Source organism: Paenibacillus polysaccharolyticus (genome assembly GCF_023714295.1).
Taxonomy (GTDB): Bacteria; Bacillota; Bacilli; order Paenibacillales; family Paenibacillaceae; genus Paenibacillus; species Paenibacillus polysaccharolyticus_A.
The window spans coordinates 106,060-126,112 of the sequence record NZ_JAMAUN010000001.1; the positions used below are offsets into that span (position 1 = coordinate 106,060).

Genomic DNA, 20,053 nt, shown 5'->3' on the forward strand with positions numbered 1-20,053 from the left:
GGTCGCAACGATGGGTGCACCATTTGAATTCAGTTATGTCATCGACTACTTTGTAAAGCTCCTACCCACCATCAGTACTACGCTTCTCATTGTAGTTAGTGCAATGGTGCTTGGTCTAATCATCAGCTCCATCGCGGCACTGCCGCAGATGTACAATATTCCGGTGCTGAAACAGCTGTCTAAGCTGTATGTGTCCTTTTTTCGCGGAACTCCGATTTTGATTCAGCTGTTTTTGTTCTATTACGGCGTGCCGGAAATTTTGGGTCTGTTCGGGATTAATGCGAACCGTGCACCTGCCATCTATTTTGTCATTATGACTTACTCGCTCAATAGTGGAGCGTTTATGGTGGAGATGATTCGGGCTTCCGTCGCTTCCGTGGATCGGGGACAGGTCGAAGCAGCTTATGCCATGGGCATGTCTGGCCCGCAAGCGTTCTTCCGGATTGTTTTGCCGCAGGCCTATGTGACGGCATTGCCTATATTCGCCAACATGGTGATTGGCAGCTTGAAGGACACATCCCTTGCGTTCAGTGTGGGTGTCATGGAGATGACGGGCAAATCGTCTACGCTTGCAACGATCTCTCGTCATTTTATTGAAGCGTATATCTCGCTGGCGCTCATTTATTTTGTTTTGAGTTTTGTGCTGGAGAGGGTGTTCGGTGTACTTGAGCGGAAAGTGCAGAAGAGGGGGGTTGCTCCGATATGAGCTTTGATGCTTCCTTTGTATGGACCGCGTTTGTGCAACTTCTCGGTGTGATCCCGACTACCCTGGCTATAACCGTTATCTCGGTAGTTCTCGGTTTTATCATCGGCACAGCGGTTGCCCTTCTCCGTCAGTTTCGGGTTCCTGTACTGAGCCAGCTGGCGACGGCCTATGTCACCTTTATTCGCGGTACACCGATGATTACACATCTGCTTCTGATCTATTTCGGACTGCCGATGATCATTGACAGCGTGTCTTCATCACTCGGACTTGGGTTTAACTCGTCGTCCATTCCATTGATCGGTTTTGCTTACCTGGCATTCTCGATTACGGCGGGTGCTTATGCGTCAGAGATTGTCAGATCCGGCTTGCTCGCGGTGGATCGCGGTCAGATTGAAGCGGCTTATTCACTGGGTATGACAGCGACGAAGGCACTGCGCAGAATTGTGTTGCCGCAGGCTTTTGCAGCCAGTCTACCTAACATTTCTAACATGCTGATTGGCATGTTGCATGGATCTACACTGGCATTTGCGGTCTCGGTGGTGGAGATTAACGCCAAGGCGCAGATCGTTGCATCGACCAACTGGAAATTTTTCGAGGCGTACGTGGCGGCAGCACTCATCTTCTGGGGTCTGACCGTCATGATTGAAAGACTGACCGCAGTGGCAGAGAAGCGGTTCAGATCGTACAACCGGGGAGGCGTGTCATGATTGAACTTAAGCAAATACACAAAAGCTTCGGAGACAATAAGGTGCTGTCAGGAATTGATCTAAACGTGGCCCGCGGAGAGGTCGTTGCGATTCTGGGGCCGAGTGGATCAGGCAAAACAACGCTTCTGCGCTGCATTAACTATTTGGAAAAACCAGACTCCGGGCATATCACACTCGGTGATTTCACCTTGGATTACGGCAAACACGCCAAAAAGGATATCCATGCCTTACGCCAAAAATCAGCGATGGTCTTCCAGCAATATAATCTGTTCCGCCACAAAACAGCATTGCAAAATGTCATGGAAGGACTTGTCGCTGTACGCAAAGTGGCTAAAGAGGAAGCGCGGACGCGAAGTGTCACTTTGCTTGAAAAGGTAGGTCTCGGAAACAAGCTTCATTCATACCCTAGCCAGCTCTCAGGTGGACAGCAACAACGTGTTGGGATCGCCCGGGCGCTGGCGATGAACCCAGAGGTTATTTTGTTCGACGAACCGACTTCGGCGCTGGACCCGGAACTTGTAGGCGAGGTGCTGGCTGTTATTCGCCAGATTGCAGAGGAAGGCATCACGATGATCATCGTGACTCACGAGATGGGTTTTGCGCAGGAAGTGGCGAACCATGTTGTATTTATGGATGGCGGGGTCATTGTGGAAGAAGGAGAGCCGAAGCAGTTGTTCCGTTATCCGAAGGAAGAACGTACGAAGCAGTTTCTCAAACGCATTACACCGGATACTGCATATTCCATATAAGAAAACGGGATCAGAAACATGATAAGGAATATCCAAGGGGGAAGAGATATGTCATTTACATTAGGGATTTTGGATCAGAGCATTGTGTTTCCGGGCCAGTCGGCTGCGGAGGCGTTGAAAAATACCGTAGAACTGGCGAAGCTTGGCGAATCACTTGGATATGACCGGTTTTGGGTAGCGGAGCACCATGACTCGGAAGGGGTTGCCGGATCATCGCCGGAAGTGCTCGTGTCGTACTTGCTTGCCCAGACTCAAAAGATTCGGATCGGCTCCGGTGGTGTGATGCTCCAGCATTATAGCCCATATAAGGTGGCTGAAAGTTTCAATGTGCTCGCGACACTAGCTCCGGGACGAGTTGAACTAGGGATTGGGCGAGCTCCAGGCGGCTTACCTCGTTCCACGAAGGCGTTGCAAAAGGGAATTGCCGAGCCGGAAACGCTGGATGACAAACTGGTGGAACTGAGAAACTTTCTGAACGCTCCGGCAGGTGAAACCCATGCACAGCCAGGACTGACAGCTCATCCGTTACCAGGGCAGCCGGCACGTATTTATATGCTGGGCACGAGTGTTTCCAGTGCGGAACTGGCAGCCAAGCAGGGGCTACCTTATGCGTTTGCGCTGTTTATCAACAGTGATCCCGAAACGGCACGCATCGCACTGGATACGTACCGCACGCAGTTTAACACGGAACATGGCGGAGAGCCTGAAGCCATTCTGGCCTTGTCGGTCATAGCGGCAGATACGGAAGAAGAGGCAAATGCGCTGGCGGGACAGCACAAAACCGTGCGTGCAACGCTGGCAAGTGGCAAAACCATAAATGTGCAGACGGTGGAGCAGGCAGCAGAATTCGCAAGACAGGCGGGAGAAACGTATACGGTGGTCGAGCGCGAAGCGGACATTACACGCGGTACCAAGGGAACGGTGAGGAAGCGGTTGCTGGAGCTGTCGGAGGAATATGGCGTAAACAGCTTTGTGTTTACAACGATTATTCCTAATTTTGAACAACGGGCACGTTCATTCCAATTGCTGAAAGAAGCATTTACAGGGGAACTGGTGTAAGCATAGCAAATTCTATCATCCGTATTGTAGTTAAACTTATATAGATCGGAGAGCGGTAATCATGGGGAACACAACAGTGAAGACAGAATCCATTATATCGGCATATGTACACGCTTATGAAGAGATTGAACAGGAGATTGCAGGTTTGACCGAGCAGCAGTTGAGGTGGAAGTCGTCTCCATCCACCTGGAGTGTTACCGAAGTGCTGGCACATCTGGTGGACCACAGTATCGTCGTTTCCTTCCGCATCCGTGAAATATTAGCGGGATCACCGGCGACGCTGCCCGGGTATAACCAGGATGCATGGGTTGCGGGACAAAAAGCAAACGAAGAGCAGATTTCTCAGTTGATTACGATTGCTAATGGTCTGGTTCAGTACAATTCAGGACTACTAGAGCGGCTGAGCGACGAAGAATGGGAGAAAACCGGCATTAACTTCAAAGGCGAGACGGTATCTCTAGCTGCAATTATTCCGGCTTTTGTCGCTCATGTGCAGAACCATCTCAACCAGATTCGCAGAATCAAGCAAGAGTTGGTTGAAAAGCAGGTGCAGTAATAGGAAATGCAATGATGAGAGCAACGGGAAGGCAGGTATCCGTTATGTCTAAATCCGTTATGTCTATGATTCTAAGATGGATAAGGATCTGGAATTGAATAGGAAGTGACCCGAAAGAGTTTAATATGGCTACACATGAAAGTCAGGGATTGGGCCAAATCTTTCTTTTAGCGTTGTCATGCCCTAATAAATAGATTTCATCAATATTCCCATAAGTATTAGAGAACGAAATGTTGAAGTCCTTATGACCTCCAATCGGAAGTTGGCTGCCTTTGATCTGGATGAATAGTGAATGATCATGATGTGAGATGTTGTAGCCGTGATATTTGCGGTTACTGTCTCCGAATCCACCTTGTATCGTAATAATCTCAGGAGAAACTGTAGTTTTCGTGACCATTATCTCGTCCGGATCGACAACCTTGTTCAACATATAAAATCCAATGATAATAGGAAAAGCAATAATGGCAACGGTGAAAACCATAGTTATATATTTCCTTTTTAGTCGCATACTTATGATTCACCTCATAGTTAGAGTCATCGATTCTTTTGTTTGATCAGATTATGTGACTGTACTAGGAGTTAGCAGCATTAGCTTCATTTGAATAATATACCAAAACATTTATGATGGATAGAGATAGGGGGAGGGCAATGAATGGAATCTAAAGCGATGACTCCAGAGGAGCATATTGGGCAAATGTTACATACCATCATTGAGAATACTCAATCCATCATCAAAGATAATCAGAAACAATCCTTCGGCTCTCTGGAATATTTCCTGGGACATATTAGGGAGTATCGGGATGAAAAGCAACACCTGACAGAGGATTGGCAGTTCCGCACACCGCGCTGGCTGGGGGAGTATGGCAATACACCGGAGGAAGAAGAACTTCTTGCAGACATTTACCGTCTACAGGCTTACATTGCTGAGAAATTAAAAGGTGCATAGTGGATAGGTGTAGATAAAATATCGATCATGATGTCGCATTAGTCCGACTGAAATGTCGCAAAAGTACATGGTAACATGATACACAGATCGTTTATACTCTCTTTATGTTTCGATAATGAAAATCATTATCACTAGTATACATAAGGGGGATTTACAAATGAAACAAGGAACACAGGGGCAAGCAGCCGGAAGCAAAGGCTATTCTGCTCACAAATCACGATTACTGATGGGCTTAATGTTGGCCCTGATTCTTGTCCTGACGGCGTGCGGTGCCGGAACAGGTACAGATAGCGGTAAATCATCTTCTGTAACATCAGCGGAGACACCTGCGAATGCAGAAACACAGACGCAGACGGATGGAGCTTTTCCTGTAACGATCAAGGGTATGAAGGGTGACATTACTCTAAACGAAAAACCGAAGAGAATTGCAATTCTCGATGTTAAGTTTTTGGATCAGATGTTAGCGATTGGCGAGAAGCCAGCAGGAAGTGTTATTGCAGGAGGAAATACCGATTTTCCTGAATATCTGGGAGACCAGCCGAATGGCGTAGAAGTTCTGGGTACACGGGACGAGCCTAACCTGGAAGCGATTGTAGCACTCGACCCGGATTTGATTATCATGACCGACTTTCAGGAAAAACAGTATGAGGGTGTGAGTAAAATTGCTCCTACCTTAGTACTTGATTTCTACGAAGACTGGCGGGATACGTTAGCTACAGTTGCTAAGATTACAGACAAGCAGGACGAGGCAGAGAAAGTGCGTACAGCGTATGAAGAGAAAATTGCCGGGCTGAAAACACAATTGTCTGAGAAGCTGGGCGATGAAACGGTGGCGATCATTCGTCCACGAAAAGAAGGCATTCGTGTACACGGGATTGAGCACCGCATTGGCGGTATTCTGTATAATGACTTGGGACTGAAGATGCCTGCTTTGGTGCAGGAGATTAATGAAGATGGTTCCGTTGAAATCTCGATGGAAAAGGTGCCTGAGATCGGGGCAGATCGTTACTTTGTATTGTCGGATGAGCTATTTGCGGCAGAAGCAGAGGCGATGGTGAACAATCCGGTATGGAAGTCTCTGGATGCTGTGAAAAATAACCGCACGTATGATGTAAACTCCACACTATGGATCGCATACTACGGACCGCTTGCGATTAATCTGATTGTAGATCAGGCTTCGGAAGCCCTGCTCGGATCGAACTAATATGAGCCGATATCTCTCAACAGACGCATGGAAAGAGACGGTGGAGGATCATTCGATTTTGCTCGGCGAGCCGCCTGAACATAGTGTCCGTAACATTGCGCTGAGTGAGCTGCATGACGAAGAGGCGTGCCGAGAGTATATCAGCTGGTTTCAACATTATATCGATGCACCAGACATGAAGGTTGCCGCTTCCATGTTAGCCAAGCGACTTGGCTATCTATGGACGACTCCGCTCGTGACTGCGATGACATTTCATCATCAGCATGTAACCTTTCAGCTGGAGAACAGCTTTCTCTATCATCCGAAGCTCGAAGAACATGAGGAGGGTACACGATTTCCTTTTCTAGCGGTGAACGAGCTTCGGGCTGAAGAGCTGACGGGAGATAGACACGTTTGGCGGGAAAAGGCAGTCCAAGAGATGTTTGCAGTACAGCTCACACCTCTCTTAAAGACACTTGCTGCAATTGCCCCCCTTTCGATGAGTATTCTCTGGGAGAATATCATGGTACGGATCGGGCGACTGTTCGCTCCTGATGAAGGCGAGACGGAGCAGGAACGTAAGATCATTCGAGAGGACTTCGCCTATCTGACGCAGGTAGCGTCCGGGCAAGTGTTTGGTGAGAGGAAGAATCCGTTAACCCGTTTTACCGAGTGTAAGAACGATGTGCATGTTGCCAAAAGTGATCGGCTCACCTGCTGTTTCTGGTACCAGATGTCAGGGGAATATTGCCTCAAATGTCCGAAAATTGACAATGAGAAAGAATCTCAACTACAATGACAACAGCAATGATTATACCTATGCGATTGTCAGGAGATGAGAGAAATGCCGCTGCAAGAACAGACAAGTGGTTGGAGTGATACAGCAATCAAGATGCTGGACGGATATAGCGGTACTTTGCAGACAGGTAGCGTTTTACACGAAACAAATGTAACTTCTAATGTGCTGCTGCTGGCATACGGAGGCGAAGGGGAGCTTGCAATGGATGGCGAGGGTTGCCACATTGGAGCTTCTTTTGCCTGTCATACGGTGAAGGGATCATCCTACACGCTGACGGCCAGATCAGAGGACATTCATTATATAGTAATCAAGTACAAGGCTTCTTCCATGGAGGGAGCCTCTCTTGTTATGCCTTCGTATCGCAAACATCCGCTGCGTAGATCATTTGTACAAAACTCGGCAGCCCACGCGGAATGGATCGAGAATGCGGAGAAAATTGTGGCCAAATGGCGCCGTGGCGAAGGACTGGAACGATTCTATGCGAACGCATTGCTCCAAGGGATGATCTACGAGCTGATCATGGCATATGAACGTGGTCAGGGGGGAGCGGAGTCCGATATGGTGGATGTGGTCGCTTCCTATATTGCGTCGCACTATCGTCAGAACCTGGAACTCAAAGAGCTGGCTGCCCTTGCGGACTGTAGTGTGAGACAATTGCAGCGCCGTTTCAAACAAGAAAAGCAGCTCGGACCGATGGAGTACGTCATTCAGCTACGCATGGAAAGTGCCTCACGCATGTTGCGTCATACGGATGCTTCGATCGGTGAAATTGCAGACAAGCTGGGCTATCGGGATATGTATTATTTTAGCAGGGCGTTTAAAAAGTATTACGGCGTTCCACCGCTGCATTACCGGCATGCCGCCGCTTCGAAAACCGATGCAGACTATGCGAATGCTCTGCTGCAAAACCGCACAGCTTCATCCTATGAATCAGCCCAAGGCCCGGTCATCTGTCACATGCAAGGGGAGTTTATTGTAACTGAAACACCCCAGCGTATAGCTGTCCTTGATGTGCAGTATGCCGATCATTTGCTGGCGCTGGGCTTGTATCCGGTAGGGAGTGTCGGACTAGGAAGCAGCGTGTTATCCTTTCCCCAGTCCCTTCGGGCAGGACTCCAGCACACCGAATTACTAGGTACATATGAATATCCCGATCTGTCAGCGGTAGAACGACTCGCACCGGATCTGATTATCTGTACCGAGGTACATGAACAGTATCTTGAACGATTAAGTGAGATTGCTCCAGTGCTCATGTTCAAACGTAATGAAAACTGGCAGACGATTCTAAGCTTGTTCGGTGAACTGACAGGCAAGCGATCAGAAGCCAAGCAGATTATTGCGGATTATCTTCGAAGAACGGCTTTGTTATCTGAGGAACTAGTTACAGTATTGGCAGGCAAAAGTGTGGCTCTGATCCGTCCGCTGGATTCGCTCGTTCGAGTGCATTCTGCGGCTCATCGCACAGGAGCTGTGCTGTACCGTGATCTTGGTCTGCCCGTTCCGTTATTTGTCGCAGACACCTCCGACACGGCCTATCACATCTCGGTTGAGAGATTACCCGCAGTGCAAGCGAGTCACTACTTTTTGCTGAGTAATGAGCTCATGCAGGACGGGATATCGGCGACAGAGCAACGGGTTTTGGTAATGCTTGGTGGGGGCGAGGAGCAGCGAGTGCATTCGGTAGATGCGGCGACCTGGATTGGCTGTTATGGGCCAATGGGTATCAATGGGATTGTGGATCAGGTTGAGCAGGCGTTGTTGGGGTTTACATAAAGCATTTACCTAATCAAGATTCAAATAGCTATTCTGAAGACTATAGACAGGTCATCTTTTCTCTCCGTAAAGAGGATAAGTGACCTGTTTTTTGGGTTTTAATGAGTTGGAATAGGGCGAAAGTTCTAAAGATAGTTCTTAAAGCACAGGAATTCTTTTTGATAATACCGCAAAATGGATTTTGTCTATGTAGTAAAGGTTTTATAAGGGGTTCAACTAATTTCGGTGTTAATTAATGCTTATGTTTCAGCAATAGTGAGATTCAGGATTAAATCTAAACGATAGGGAGAGTAGTCGATGAAGAGCTTATTACGAAAAATGTTAGTCCTGGTCACCATTGCGTTAACTTTTCAGACGGGATTCGGTAATTATATTACGCCGACAACCTTTGCAGCAACGGGTCCTGTGTTAACTCTAACTGGAGGTTCTGCTTCATTCGTGGCTGGAGATAATACTCCCTCAATTCCGGTTGCGATCGACTCTGGCATAACGGTAACCTCGGATAGCAGCACTACCCTTGAAAGCGCAACAGTGGCGATTACAGGTAATTTTCATGTTACACAAGATATGCTGATGTTCATTAATGACAGGGTGACCATGGGGGATATTACAGGCAGTTACAATGCATCTATTGGTGTTCTGACACTGACATCATCGGGCGCAACCGCAACGTTGGCGCAGTGGCAGAACGCTCTGAGATCAATTACTTATACCAATGCAGCGATAACGCCAAATACGGCGACACGTACGGTTAGCATCACGGTGAGGGATGGCGCCAATGTGAGCAATACAGTGACACGAACTTTGATGGTGACAGCTACCGACCAGACACCAATTGTGACGACAAGTGGTGGTTCGACGAATTACATCTCCGGAGCTTCGACTCCGGTGGCAATCGACAGCGGTCTAACGGTATTCGACCTGGATAATGCAACCTTGGCTAGCGCAACGGTAAGCATCACGAGCAACTTCGACGCGGGAAAAGACGTATTGGCATACACTAATGATGGGGCGAGCATGGGAAATATCGTGGCGAGTTATAATTCATCTACTGGTGTGATGACGCTGACATCATCAGGCGCAACCGCAACGTTGGCCCAGTGGCAGAGTGCGTTGAGAAGCATTTCATTCTCAAGTACAAGTGCTACGTCAGGGCAGCGTATCGTTAGTTATTCCGTAAATGATGGAATGAAGACCAGCCTTGCAGTTACACGTTCAGTGGAAGTAACGGTGAATATGCTTCTTAGTCTGACTACAAGTAGCGGTTCGGCTTCATTTGTGGCTGGGGATAATACACCCTCAACTCCGGTCGTTATTGACTCTGGCATAACAGTAACAGCAGATAGCAACACTGCTCTTTCAAGCGCAACAGTGGCGATTACAGGCAATCTTCAAGTTGGAGAAGATCTGCTATTGTTAATTAATAACGGGTCTAACAAGGGAAATATTGTCGCTAGTTATAATGCCTTTACTGGCGTGCTGACATTGACATCCGCAGGCTCTACTGCAACGGGGTTGCAGTGGCAGAACGCCCTGAGATCAATTGCTTATACTAGTGCGGCGATCACGCCGAACACGCCCGAACGTACGGTTAGCTTCAATGTGACAGATGGGGTTGACACAAGCAATACAGCGACAAGAGCTGTAACGGTCACAGCAACCAACCAGTCACCAATCGTGACCACAAGTGGTGGTTCGACGAATTACATCTCTGGAGCTTCGACTCCGGCGGATATTGACAGCGGTCTAACGGTATCCGACCTAGATAATACAACCTTGGCGAGCGCAACGGTAAGCATCACGAGCCATTTGGACGCGGGAAAAGACGTATTGGCTTACACCAATGATGGAGCGAGCATGGGGAATATTACGGCGAATTATGATGCTCTCATGGGTGTTCTGACGCTGACGTCCGCAGGTGGGACCGCAACGTTAGCGCAGTGGCAGAACGCATTGCAAGCAGTTACTTACAGTAACACACAAGTTTCTACGAATATGACGACGCGCACGATCAGCTTTACCGTAAGCGACGGCAACAAAATGAGCGGCATCGCAACAAAGAGCCTTACCTTGCAGGGATTAAACAGTTTAAATACCGCTACGAATACGTTGAGCGTATCGACCGGACAAACGGTTTCTGTAGCGATTACGGGTGTTTTTTCAGATCAGTCGCAAAAAGATGTGACCTCATGGGTAACCTGGACTGTTCGCAATCCGTCAATAGCTGAGGTTAACAATGGAAGGGTTACAGGTAAGACAGCTGGTAGTACTGTCGTCAGTGCTGTGTATGGAACCCAATCGGTAGATATCAACATAACAGTAACTGGCACGCCAGTTTCTGGGTCAGGATCTTCTCCGAGCAGTTCAACCAATACAAGCACTTCAATCGATAATAGTACTCCGGCTAAATCGGACCCTTCAACGCCTCCTGCACAGGAGACCAAGCATTTTCACGCTCTTGTTGAAACCGATCGGATCTTAGCTTTTATACAAAAGGCATTGGCTGGTAACGCTGTAACGTTCCAGGATGCAGCGTCCCACTGGGCTTCCAAAGATATTTTGTCCGCTGCCAAGATAGGTATAATCAATGGGTATCCTGACGGCAGATTCAAACCGGATAATTCTATTACGAGGGCAGAGTTCAGCACACTTCTCGTTAAAGCATTTGCTCTGCGTTCAGGAAGCGGAACGTTTGAGTTACGGGATATTCAAAACTCTTGGGCGAGAGACGCTATAGAAATTCTTGCTTCCAATGGAGTTATCAACGGGTACTCTGACGGAACGTTTCACGCTGATTACAGGATTACACGAGCCGAGATGGTTGCTATGATCTCAAAAATCCTGATTTTTCAGAATAGTGTATCTGGCGATGGATCAACATTCGTTGACGTAGCACCCGACCATTGGGCGAAGGAGATCATTGAAGCGGCTGCAAAGGCGGGACTACTTGAGGGAAAGAGCACGAATCGGTTTGAACCGGACGCCAATCTCACGAGGGCGGAAGCCTTAACGGTGATTATGCGCATGCTGAGAGAGAATCCAACGATAGATCAATTGCTGGGTTAACCATGAAATAGCTCATAGCTTCTAAGCTGAGCAGATATAAAACAAAAATTTATCCCCCTTCATTGTAACAGGTGTATAGCTAGAACCTGCTACAGTGGAGGGGGATATCTATTTAAAATCCTGGATATACCTTCAGGAAGCGATAGTGTCTAGACACTTAATGGATCGGATTTTTCGAGAACATAATTTGCAGCGAACTTCTCTGCAGAGGATACAATCATCTTTTCCTCTTCGGAGGCACATGCTCCAAGCAAGAAGGATGAGATGATTAAGATCGCGCATGCATTGTTGGTTTGAGAAGTAGCTTTACGTTCCAATCCATAAAAGAAAAGCAGTGCTATATCTTTTGACGCATAGTCGCCTCCAATAACTAAAACGTGAATAGGGCGGAGTGAGCCTTATTCACGCTATGTAATGCAATGCTAAAGATTATTTAAAATCGAGATTGTTTGATGCATATGCATTACATACAAATGTCACTATGCGAAATTAATAAAGGTAAATTTTATAAAGAATAACAATTATATTACATTGAATTGATAATTCATAAAGTGATACACGAAAGTTCGGAGAAATGATCTCCATTCAGCTGAATAGGAATGTGGGTTACTTGCAGATTGCCCACAGAAGTTCGGCGGTAATCTGATTAACTTTGCGAATGACTTCTTGTGTAATATACTTAGTATATTAATATTATGATGTCAGGGTGGTCTTGTGGAATTGCATTTATACGAGCAGATATATGTCTATATTGTACAAGAGATCAAAGAAGGTCGATTAAAAGAAGGAGACCGGGTCTCTTCTGAAAAAGAGTTGGCGGAACAATTTGGCGTCAGTCGTATTACATCTAAAAAGGCTCTGGAGAAATTGGCCGATTCCGGGGTTATCAAACGAATACAAGGAAAAGGTTCATTTGTGGCTGATAGTATCATTGGAGGACAAGAACCGAAGCATTATTCAGAGGTGAAAACGACCTTGGTTCCTGAGGATGATAAGCGATTGATCGGTTTTATTATACCGGATTTTTCTGACGAGTTTGGCCTGCAGCTTCTTAGATCGATGGAAAAGCGGAGCGCTGAGCACGATTATCAACTCATTATCAAGCGAACTTGCGGGGATCGGGATGAGGAAAAACGTGCGATCGACTTATTTATGGGTTTAGGCATCAAGGGATTAATCGTGACCCCCATTCATGGTCAACACTATAATTCGGAACTGCTTCGGCTTGTATTAGATCGGTTTCCGATTGTTTTGGCCGATAGGTATCTAAAAGGAATTCCGGTATGTTCGGTGTACACAGACAATAAGAAAGCAGCCATGGATCTTACGCGACATCTGATTAGCAAGGGCCATAAAAAAATTGCCTTTTTATCTCCGCCGGAAGAGAACACTTCCACATTGGAGGAAAGGCTGCTCGGATATACGTTTGCTTTCACCCAGGAAGGGATGAGTTTGAACAAAGATTATGTATTGACGAACCTGAAGGGCACCCTTCCTATGAACATAAACGGAACAGCGATTGAAAATGATAAAGAAACCATAAAGCATTTTTTGAAACAACACCCTGATGTAAAGGCGTTTGTCGCGTCGGAATTTCTAATAGCTACCATGCTGGCTCAAGTCATCCACTCGCTGGGGAAATCTCTGGAGGAATTCGAGATTGTTTGTTTCGACTCCCTGAATGATTACTTGGGTCAACCGATCTTCACTCATATTAAGCAGGATGAGAAGCAGATGGGTGAATTGGCAGTGGATATGCTAATCTCTCAGCTGCATGGAGCAGCCGTTCCCGAGCTGAACATTATTGAACATCGTATGGTCGTGAAAAATAACACATAGGGTTACTACATGCTCAGTGCAACTCAACAAAATCAAGGATATTTTTCAATGTGTCGAAAAGCCCCCAGGGGCTGATCGGCACTTTTTTTGATATCAGAAATATGAAATATGAACTCGAAGCTTGGACCTTCCGGACCTGATATCGCAGGAAAAACTTCTGCTAGATGTCGTCTGTCTTCTGTGGAGTATGTCGATAGCCGTTTTCTTATGGTAAAGCTTGTTTCACATCAGGGAATGGGCTCGGAGACCGGAGATTAACGAACCTCGAAACATCGATTCACATATCTAATTATAGTCATACGTCATACCTATTCATGTCGTAATATTGCAATTGACATCATTTGTAATGTCATATTAATATACTTAGTATATCTAGTGTAACTAGTAGGATTCTTATCTTATAGAAATTCACTTCGTTCATCATTTCTGATCTCAAATCGTTCATATCACCAATATTGTTAGCGCTTACATAAATTATGGATTGATCAGAAAAGGAAGTGGATGCGATAGGAATTCATGTTAAACGAATTCATTTAACTTAAGGGGGACTTTGAATGAGGAGATCCAAAAAAATCGCATTTCCAATTCTTGTTTACTTTCTGGTTATGTTACTACTTCTAACCGCTTGCTCAACGGAAAGCTCCAGCGATCCGGCCGGAGAGGGGAAGACAACGGTTACGATGTGGCATGGTCTTACCTCCATCGATTTAGATAACATGAATAAAGTCGTGAAGGCATTTGAGGAGAAAAACCCCACCATCAAAATGAAATTGGTTTATACGGAATCCAGCGAGGGATCCGATCAGAAGCTGCTGACTGCAGTCGCAGGCGGCAATCCTCCAGACGTTGCACTGTTCGACCGATTTAAGGTCGGTACTTGGGCAGCGCAAGGTTCGCTGACTGACTTATCCTCGATGGCAGCAGAATCCGGAATTCGTAAGGAAATGTATTATCCATTTGCTTGGGAGGAGTCCAGTTATCAAGGAAAGCTTTATGCCATACCGATGGATACGGACTCTCGCCTGCTATTTTACAATAAGGACCATTTCAAAGAAGTAGGGCTGGATCCCGACAAACCGCCACAAACAATCGCCGAACTTGAAACGGCCGCCGATAAGTTAACCATCAAGGAAGGTAAACGTTTCAAACGGATCGGATTCATCCCATGGTATTCGCAAGGCTGGCTTTATACTTGGGGATGGGCATTTGGAGGCGAATTCCAAGACGCTGCCACCGGCAAAATTACTGCAAATGATCCTAAAGTTGTTGAAGCGCTGCAATGGATGACCGACTTCGGCAAAAAATACAATGTCGAGGATATTGCTGGATTCACAAGCGCAGCTGGCACGGAGGAAATGGATCCCTTCATTTCCGGTCAAGTCAGCATGAAGATCAGTGGAAACTTTACGGTGAAGGGGATCGAAAAATTTAAACCGGATCTGAATTACGGCGTTGCACCGATACCGACTCCAACGGGAACGGATTTTACGACATGGTCAGGAGGCGGCTCCGCTATTATTCCTAAAGGGGCCAAGAACGTCGATGCTGCTTGGAAGTTCCTCGAATTTTTAGGGAAAGAAGAGGGGCAAACGTTATTAAACGCCGACTCTCAAATTTCCGTTATCGATGCGGTTAACGACAAATACGGATACAAGGACGATCCGATTATGAAGGAATTTATTACTATTTTGCCCAATTCACACAACCGCCCGGTTATCCCTGAAGGACAGCTGCTGTGGAATGAGTTAGCTTCCGCTACGGAAAAGGCAACCCGCGGCAACGGTACTCCGAAAGAGAACCTAAATCGAGTAACGGAGACGGTTAATAAGGCTTTAGAAAAATACGACAAATAGGATGCTCGGTAGGCAGGGAGCGAACTTTCTCCTTGCCTATTCATGAATGACAATTGGAGGGAGAATGCACATGGCGAAACCAGCCGATTCAGTTCAAGTAAGCGCAATTCCATCGGCAAGGAAACGAGCACTTCGCAGAACTAACGTGATTGGGTGGCTGTTTGCTTCACCTTGGGCTATAGGGCTGCTATGCTTTTATGCAATTCCGATGTTTATGTCCATCTACTTCAGCTTCACGACTTACAGCATTCTGCAGCCTGGTGAATTTGTCGGAATGAATAATTATCGAGAGCTTTTCCAGGATCCTCTGTTTTGGAAATCCATATACAACACGATTTATTTTACCGTATTTTTTGTTCCATTAAGTATATTCTTCGGTGTGGCACTCGCTATGATGTTGAATATGAAAGTCAAGGGAATGGCTGTATTCAGAACGATTTTTTTCTTACCTACGCTCGTGCCGCAAGTGGCTCTGGCTGTTCTGTGGATGTGGCTGTTACATCCAAACTTCGGATTGGTTAACGGGATGCTGGCGCATATCGGGATCGACGGGCCTTCTTGGCTTGGTGGTGAGTCGTGGTCCAAGCCTTCGCTCATCTTGATGTCGCTTTGGGGTATTGGGCAAGCGGTCGTGATCTACCTTGCTGGACTAGGAGACATCCCTGATGAGTACTATGAAGCGGCCCAAATCGATGGAGCTAACTGGTTTCAAAAAACGAGAAAGGTAACCCTGCCTTTGCTCACTCCCGTTATTTTCTACAACCTTGTCATGGGAATGATCGGTGCATTCCAGCAGTTTACTCTTCCCTATACGTTGACCAAAGGGCAAGGTACTCCTGCGAATTCCATGACTTTTTACGTCATGTATTTATATGAGAACGGATTCAGATATTTCAAAATGGGTTATGCCTCCGCCATGGCCTGGATCTTATTTATTATCGTTATGGCATTAACCGGAATTATTTTTATTACGTCTAAACGCTGGGTTCATTATCAAGGGAAATGAGGAGGGGGAAGTAAGGGATGAGTCCTATCGCGATCAAAAGAATCAATCGTGCGTTAGCCTATGTATGTCTCATTGTTGCTTCTGCATTTTTCATTACTCCGTTCATTTGGCTGCTTTCGACTTCTCTCAAACCACTCACACAAATCTTTACATTCCCGCCCGAGTGGATTCCGCAACCCATTCTGTGGAGTAATTATTCCCGTGCCGTGGAGTATATCCCTTTTTGGACGTATCTGAAAAACACCGCGATTATAACCATCGCGAGTACGCTTGGTGTGATTATATCCTGTCCCTTGGTTGCATATAGTTTTGCCAAGTTAGAGTACCGTGGGAGAGGTATACTTTTCTTTGTAACCTTGGCTGTTATGATGATTCCCGGACAGGTGACGATGATTCCGCTATTCTTGTTGTTTACTAAATTAGGCTGGGTAGGAACAGCTCTTCCACTGATTGTACCCCAATTTTTTGGAGTGCCCATTTACATTTTTCTATTGCGGCAGTTTTTTATGGGACTACCTGATGCTCTGCGCGAAGCGGCCCGCTTAGACGGTGCTAGTGAGTTCCGCATATATTTACAGATCATGTTTCCGCTAGCCAAATCCGCTGTTTTAGCCGTGGCATTGTTTCAATTCATGGGGAGCTGGACTGATTTCATGGGCCCCTTGCTCTATTTAACCAATGAACCATCTTACACGGTTTCGCTTGGATTGCAGCAATTCCAGAGTCAAAAGGGTTCCGAATGGGGTCTATTAATGGCCGTATCCACCTTGATGACATTACCTATTATTGTTTTGTTCTTTTTTCTTCAAAAGACGTTTATTAGCGGTATTACATTTAGCGGTATAAAGGGTTGAACATCATGGGTATGAATGAAGCTCCAGCGATGCGGAACCAAGGCGTGTTAGGACAGACACAGACTTGAGAGGCAGTTTTTCATGAGGAAAAAACAAAAGAAACCGTTTCGTAGTAAATGGAAGTGAAAGCGACCATATACCAAAGGAGACGGTTTCTTTGTACATTTTACATACTCGAGTGAGGATACATTGGACTAGGTCGGGTGTTATGGTACAGGAATGATATTTGAAGTAAGGGGTATATGTTAAAATGATAGAAAGTTGATCCATTAAGAAAAATAGGAGGTACACTGCGTATATTCAGTATTGAAAGCCCAATGGATGTATATGGACTTGAGAGATTAAGTTTCCTAATTATTCGAAGGCATATCTCTTAACATCATATTCATGTTGCGCGGTCTTGTATTTGCAGGTATGCATGATAGGAAGGCTAAGAATCTGCAAGAAAAAAGAATCGGCGAACCGATTCTTAAAAGTGAGTTTCATTCTCATTCTTACAGCGTTAAAAAACAATTTTAACATGATAGCAGAATCTACATCAATTTAACCGAGTAGATAAGCTTATCTCAATCTTGTACTTCATGATAATTACCAGTCCACGGATCAAAAACGTATGAATTTACTTCTGAATTTTTTTCCACTGAGAACATATAACCTTTTTTAATTTCATTAGATTCATCTTCAATTAACGTATTCTTCTGTTTATTAACCACATAAGGTTCTTCTAAATTCTGAGTGACCTTATCTACCGCACTTTCATACGTGTATTGAGGAAGTGTGGTTATCGTATAAATTGGAATAAATATTAAAAAGAGTGTTTGTAAAAAAAACACTATTTCTTTACGTTTTTTACTTAGTTGAACTTTTAAGAAATAACTCAGCACCATGAAAAAAACTAACACTCCAATGAAAGGAAAAAGATCTAAAATATTATTGTATCGATATTGTAAAAAAATTAAAAAAGCCACTTCTATCAGACAAGCAATAATTATTAGTCTTCTATACATCATATCTCCTTTGAATAAGTAGTTGAAGCCAACATTAATGACATCAACTTATCTTAAATATTTATTTTGTGGATTGTTTCGACATATCCTTAGTTAAGAAGCCAAGCATTGTATGCTCCGATTATGCAAAGATCAGTATTACTTCTTCCTTCGCCTTCAACTCTAATTGGTACCCATTCAACTTTTCCGTTCTTTGTATTAATCACTTTAGCATCTACGATCGTTCGCTTACTGCGAAGGCCAATCTTCCCGTTAGATCTTACTTCCAAGTCTTGTGCAGCAAATCTTCCATAAACTTGACCAGTAATAGCTTTGGTGATCTTATCAGCAACAATAGTTGTGCCCAACGCTACGAGAATAGCTACAATTATACCACCTGAGCCGACTGTGACCAGGCCGACAATGACGCCTACGATGATTGAAACTTTAGTCCCTTTATCATAATTAAGATTATAAGTTTCTCCAAAAGTGATTTTTTCTTGTTTATATAAATAACCCCATTGCTTCACATTTGGATTAGAGTTGTATGCTGAATCTACAAACGTCCAATTACTAGCAGCACTAGTAGTAAAAGATTCGTTGTTGCTAATTATCGGATCTGGAGCAATTTTTTCAATATAGTCACTCTCATTAGCATATTCTACTTTCCCATCATTATCAATTGTCTTCATATCTCTTGTTTCTTTGTTTTTAATTGTTTGAGATTCTTTTTCGCCATTTACATAAGAAGTTACAATGTATTCTTTGTCTGTTTCTTCAATTGAAACTTCCAATGTACTGCCATCCTCAGTAGGGATAACGTATGTACCGGATTCATTAGTAGAACTAGTAGTGTTGCTGAATCCACTAGCCCCTGCTACTTGAACACTTAAAATACCAACAATTAGCAGGCAAGACAACAATGACGTAAATAATTTTTTCATACAAACACTCCTTTTTTATTAATATACTTTTAAAACGTTTTCTAACCAATCATTTCCTAATATAATACATAATATCACTTAAGGCAAATGATTATCTTTTCACCATGAGTTGTTTTTAAAAAGTCCGACCACCTTCTAAGCTAATTTGGTGTATAAATTAAGTGAAGATGTATCGCCTACATCTTTGTCACGAATGTATATGTTAAAATGATAGAAAGTTTTAAAAATACAAATAACAGAAGGTTTATTGCATGAAATGGCATAAAGTGAGAGAACTGTTCCCTAACCACGACAAGATGCGAATAAAGAGTTTTTTCGAGTAGAGCCTGGTAACGTTGTGTATCATACTTCAAATCCAGACTTTGTGATTCATCTCCGCAAAGATCCATTAATGAGGGCGGGATATTGAACGGATATGGAGCAAAAGATTTAGAAGGGGAGAGCCTATGAGCGAAAGAGCTGAAAAGAAATTGAAAATGCAATTTGGCTTCATCATAATCTTTATTTTTATCATTGGCGTGCAATTAATTGTCAAAAACTACTTCGTGAATGATACCCCTGCATGGACAACTGGGTTATCCATTTCTTGTTTTATTATATTTTGTGTACTTGGACTGCTAACCTACCTTGATCTCAAGAACCAAGAACAATTCGTAACCATTGGACAAATCGTAGATGTGAAGAAGGATAGAAATATCATTATCGTTAAAGGGCTGGGGCGAGGTCATCAAAAAATACTAATAAAAGATAGTCATATCCTGAATATGATGCAGCCAGATGAACTAATCGAAATCACAAGATTGAAATATACAAAGATGATAACGAAGAAAGTGTATCAGTACCAAGATCTACAGCTTTGATCAAGTGATGAAATATTGGAAGTTTTTTTACATATATTTGACAGTGTAATTAACAAAAGTAGATTTTCCCGAAGCCCGAGGTTGTGAAAAGAATTTGTGGCTTTGATGAAGCTCAAGCAAGCATTCGAGTAGAAAGATTTGCACCTGAACTCAATTCTACTAAACGT

18 protein-coding genes are annotated in these 20,053 nt (G+C 44.6%); 15 read left to right on the forward strand and 3 right to left on the reverse strand.

Features of this window, described 5'->3' with window-relative positions:
• The first annotated feature begins 10 nt into the window (after positions 1–10).
• The 5 genes from M3629_RS00525 (at position 11) to M3629_RS00545 (ending at position 3,777) form a co-directional block, all read left to right on the forward strand.
• Positions 11–706: an amino acid ABC transporter permease gene (locus tag M3629_RS00525; protein ID WP_251502430.1), complete on the forward strand. Its 696-nt coding sequence runs from the start codon at positions 11–13 to the stop codon at positions 704–706.
• Complete coding sequence (locus M3629_RS00530; RefSeq protein ID WP_251502431.1) at positions 703–1,413, forward strand: amino acid ABC transporter permease; 711 nt, start codon at positions 703–705, stop codon at positions 1,411–1,413. The genes M3629_RS00525 and M3629_RS00530 overlap by 4 nt, the downstream gene beginning before the upstream one ends.
• Positions 1,410–2,162: an amino acid ABC transporter ATP-binding protein gene (locus M3629_RS00535; protein ID WP_251502432.1), complete on the forward strand. Its 753-nt coding sequence runs from the start codon at positions 1,410–1,412 to the stop codon at positions 2,160–2,162. Before M3629_RS00530 ends, M3629_RS00535 begins: the two co-directional genes overlap by 4 nt.
• 48 nt (positions 2,163–2,210) lie before the next feature.
• The gene (locus tag M3629_RS00540) at positions 2,211–3,221 is read left to right on the forward strand and encodes an LLM class flavin-dependent oxidoreductase (RefSeq protein WP_251502433.1); all 1,011 of its coding nucleotides are present in this window, start codon (positions 2,211–2,213) and stop codon (positions 3,219–3,221) included.
• 61 nt (positions 3,222–3,282) lie between these two features.
• Positions 3,283–3,777: a DinB family protein gene (locus M3629_RS00545; protein ID WP_251502434.1), complete on the forward strand. Its 495-nt coding sequence runs from the start codon at positions 3,283–3,285 to the stop codon at positions 3,775–3,777.
• A gap of 142 nt (positions 3,778–3,919) precedes the next feature.
• On the opposite strand, the gene M3629_RS00550 is transcribed toward M3629_RS00545, so the two are convergent.
• Positions 3,920–4,258 (reverse strand): hypothetical protein, encoded by a 339-nt coding sequence (locus M3629_RS00550; protein ID WP_251502435.1) that lies wholly within the window; start codon positions 4,256–4,258, stop codon positions 3,920–3,922.
• A 171-nt stretch (positions 4,259–4,429) separates the two neighbouring features.
• Between M3629_RS00550 and M3629_RS00555 the strand changes: the two genes are divergently transcribed.
• From M3629_RS00555 to M3629_RS00595, 9 genes are all read left to right on the forward strand, one after another.
• Entirely contained in the window at positions 4,430–4,723 is a 294-nt protein-coding gene (locus M3629_RS00555; RefSeq protein WP_251502436.1) for a hypothetical protein, read from the forward strand.
• A gap of 157 nt (positions 4,724–4,880) precedes the next feature.
• Positions 4,881–5,927, forward strand: coding sequence for an ABC transporter substrate-binding protein (locus tag M3629_RS00560; RefSeq protein WP_251502437.1), 1,047 nt, complete (start codon positions 4,881–4,883; stop codon positions 5,925–5,927).
• Between the two features lies 1 nt (position 5,928).
• Entirely contained in the window at positions 5,929–6,705 is a 777-nt protein-coding gene (locus M3629_RS00565) for a (2Fe-2S)-binding protein (RefSeq protein WP_251502438.1), read from the forward strand.
• 45 nt (positions 6,706–6,750) lie between these two features.
• Entirely contained in the window at positions 6,751–8,478 is a 1,728-nt protein-coding gene (locus M3629_RS00570) for a helix-turn-helix domain-containing protein (RefSeq protein WP_251502439.1), read from the forward strand.
• A gap of 297 nt (positions 8,479–8,775) precedes the next feature.
• Positions 8,776–11,544: an S-layer homology domain-containing protein gene (locus tag M3629_RS00575; protein WP_251502440.1), complete on the forward strand. Its 2,769-nt coding sequence runs from the start codon at positions 8,776–8,778 to the stop codon at positions 11,542–11,544.
• A 714-nt stretch (positions 11,545–12,258) separates the two neighbouring features.
• Positions 12,259–13,383, forward strand: coding sequence for a GntR family transcriptional regulator (locus tag M3629_RS00580; protein WP_251502441.1), 1,125 nt, complete (start codon positions 12,259–12,261; stop codon positions 13,381–13,383).
• 554 nt (positions 13,384–13,937) lie between these two features.
• Entirely contained in the window at positions 13,938–15,236 is a 1,299-nt protein-coding gene (locus M3629_RS00585; protein WP_251502442.1) for an ABC transporter substrate-binding protein, read from the forward strand.
• A 70-nt stretch (positions 15,237–15,306) separates the two neighbouring features.
• Positions 15,307–16,242, forward strand: coding sequence for a carbohydrate ABC transporter permease (locus M3629_RS00590; protein WP_251502443.1), 936 nt, complete (start codon positions 15,307–15,309; stop codon positions 16,240–16,242).
• Between the two features lie 17 nt (positions 16,243–16,259).
• Entirely contained in the window at positions 16,260–17,096 is an 837-nt protein-coding gene (locus tag M3629_RS00595; RefSeq protein WP_251502444.1) for a carbohydrate ABC transporter permease, read from the forward strand.
• Positions 17,097–17,662: 566 nt separating this feature from the next.
• On the opposite strand, the gene M3629_RS00600 is transcribed toward M3629_RS00595, so the two are convergent.
• Positions 17,663–18,106 carry a hypothetical protein gene (locus tag M3629_RS00600; protein ID WP_251502445.1) on the reverse strand — a complete coding sequence of 148 codons (444 nt, stop codon included), beginning with the start codon at positions 18,104–18,106 and terminating at the stop codon, positions 17,663–17,665.
• 86 nt (positions 18,107–18,192) lie between these two features.
• Positions 18,193–19,026 carry a hypothetical protein gene (locus tag M3629_RS00605; protein WP_251502446.1) on the reverse strand — a complete coding sequence of 278 codons (834 nt, stop codon included), beginning with the start codon at positions 19,024–19,026 and terminating at the stop codon, positions 18,193–18,195.
• Positions 19,027–19,472: 446 nt separating this feature from the next.
• Here M3629_RS00605 and M3629_RS00610 point away from each other — a divergent pair, with 446 nt between their 5' ends.
• Positions 19,473–19,886 (forward strand): hypothetical protein, encoded by a 414-nt coding sequence (locus tag M3629_RS00610; protein WP_251502447.1) that lies wholly within the window; start codon positions 19,473–19,475, stop codon positions 19,884–19,886.
• Positions 19,887–20,053 lie beyond the last annotated feature (167 nt).

What these genes read in the sequence shown, in the direction of transcription:
- M3629_RS00555 (WP_251502436.1), top strand. Translation starts at nt 4,430, where the DNA reads ATGGAATCTAAAGCGATGACTCCAGAGGAGCATATTGGGCAAATGTTA.
- M3629_RS00605 (WP_251502446.1), bottom strand. Translation starts at nt 19,026, where the DNA reads ATGAAAAAATTATTTACGTCATTGTTGTCTTGCCTGCTAATTGTTGGT.
- M3629_RS00550 (WP_251502435.1), bottom strand. Translation starts at nt 4,258, where the DNA reads ATGGTTTTCACCGTTGCCATTATTGCTTTTCCTATTATCATTGGATTT.
- M3629_RS00600 (WP_251502445.1), bottom strand. Translation starts at nt 18,106, where the DNA reads ATGATGTATAGAAGACTAATAATTATTGCTTGTCTGATAGAAGTGGCT.
- M3629_RS00575 (WP_251502440.1), top strand. Translation starts at nt 8,776, where the DNA reads ATGAAGAGCTTATTACGAAAAATGTTAGTCCTGGTCACCATTGCGTTA.
- M3629_RS00535 (WP_251502432.1), top strand. Translation starts at nt 1,410, where the DNA reads ATGATTGAACTTAAGCAAATACACAAAAGCTTCGGAGACAATAAGGTG.
- M3629_RS00560 (WP_251502437.1), top strand. Translation starts at nt 4,881, where the DNA reads ATGAAACAAGGAACACAGGGGCAAGCAGCCGGAAGCAAAGGCTATTCT.
- M3629_RS00530 (WP_251502431.1), top strand. Translation starts at nt 703, where the DNA reads ATGAGCTTTGATGCTTCCTTTGTATGGACCGCGTTTGTGCAACTTCTC.
- M3629_RS00570 (WP_251502439.1), top strand. Translation starts at nt 6,751, where the DNA reads ATGCCGCTGCAAGAACAGACAAGTGGTTGGAGTGATACAGCAATCAAG.
- M3629_RS00525 (WP_251502430.1), top strand. Translation starts at nt 11, where the DNA reads ATGGGTGCACCATTTGAATTCAGTTATGTCATCGACTACTTTGTAAAG.
- M3629_RS00540 (WP_251502433.1), top strand. Translation starts at nt 2,211, where the DNA reads ATGTCATTTACATTAGGGATTTTGGATCAGAGCATTGTGTTTCCGGGC.
- M3629_RS00595 (WP_251502444.1), top strand. Translation starts at nt 16,260, where the DNA reads ATGAGTCCTATCGCGATCAAAAGAATCAATCGTGCGTTAGCCTATGTA.
- M3629_RS00590 (WP_251502443.1), top strand. Translation starts at nt 15,307, where the DNA reads ATGGCGAAACCAGCCGATTCAGTTCAAGTAAGCGCAATTCCATCGGCA.
- M3629_RS00585 (WP_251502442.1), top strand. Translation starts at nt 13,938, where the DNA reads ATGAGGAGATCCAAAAAAATCGCATTTCCAATTCTTGTTTACTTTCTG.
- M3629_RS00545 (WP_251502434.1), top strand. Translation starts at nt 3,283, where the DNA reads ATGGGGAACACAACAGTGAAGACAGAATCCATTATATCGGCATATGTA.
- M3629_RS00565 (WP_251502438.1), top strand. Translation starts at nt 5,929, where the DNA reads ATGAGCCGATATCTCTCAACAGACGCATGGAAAGAGACGGTGGAGGAT.
- M3629_RS00610 (WP_251502447.1), top strand. Translation starts at nt 19,473, where the DNA reads ATGAGCGAAAGAGCTGAAAAGAAATTGAAAATGCAATTTGGCTTCATC.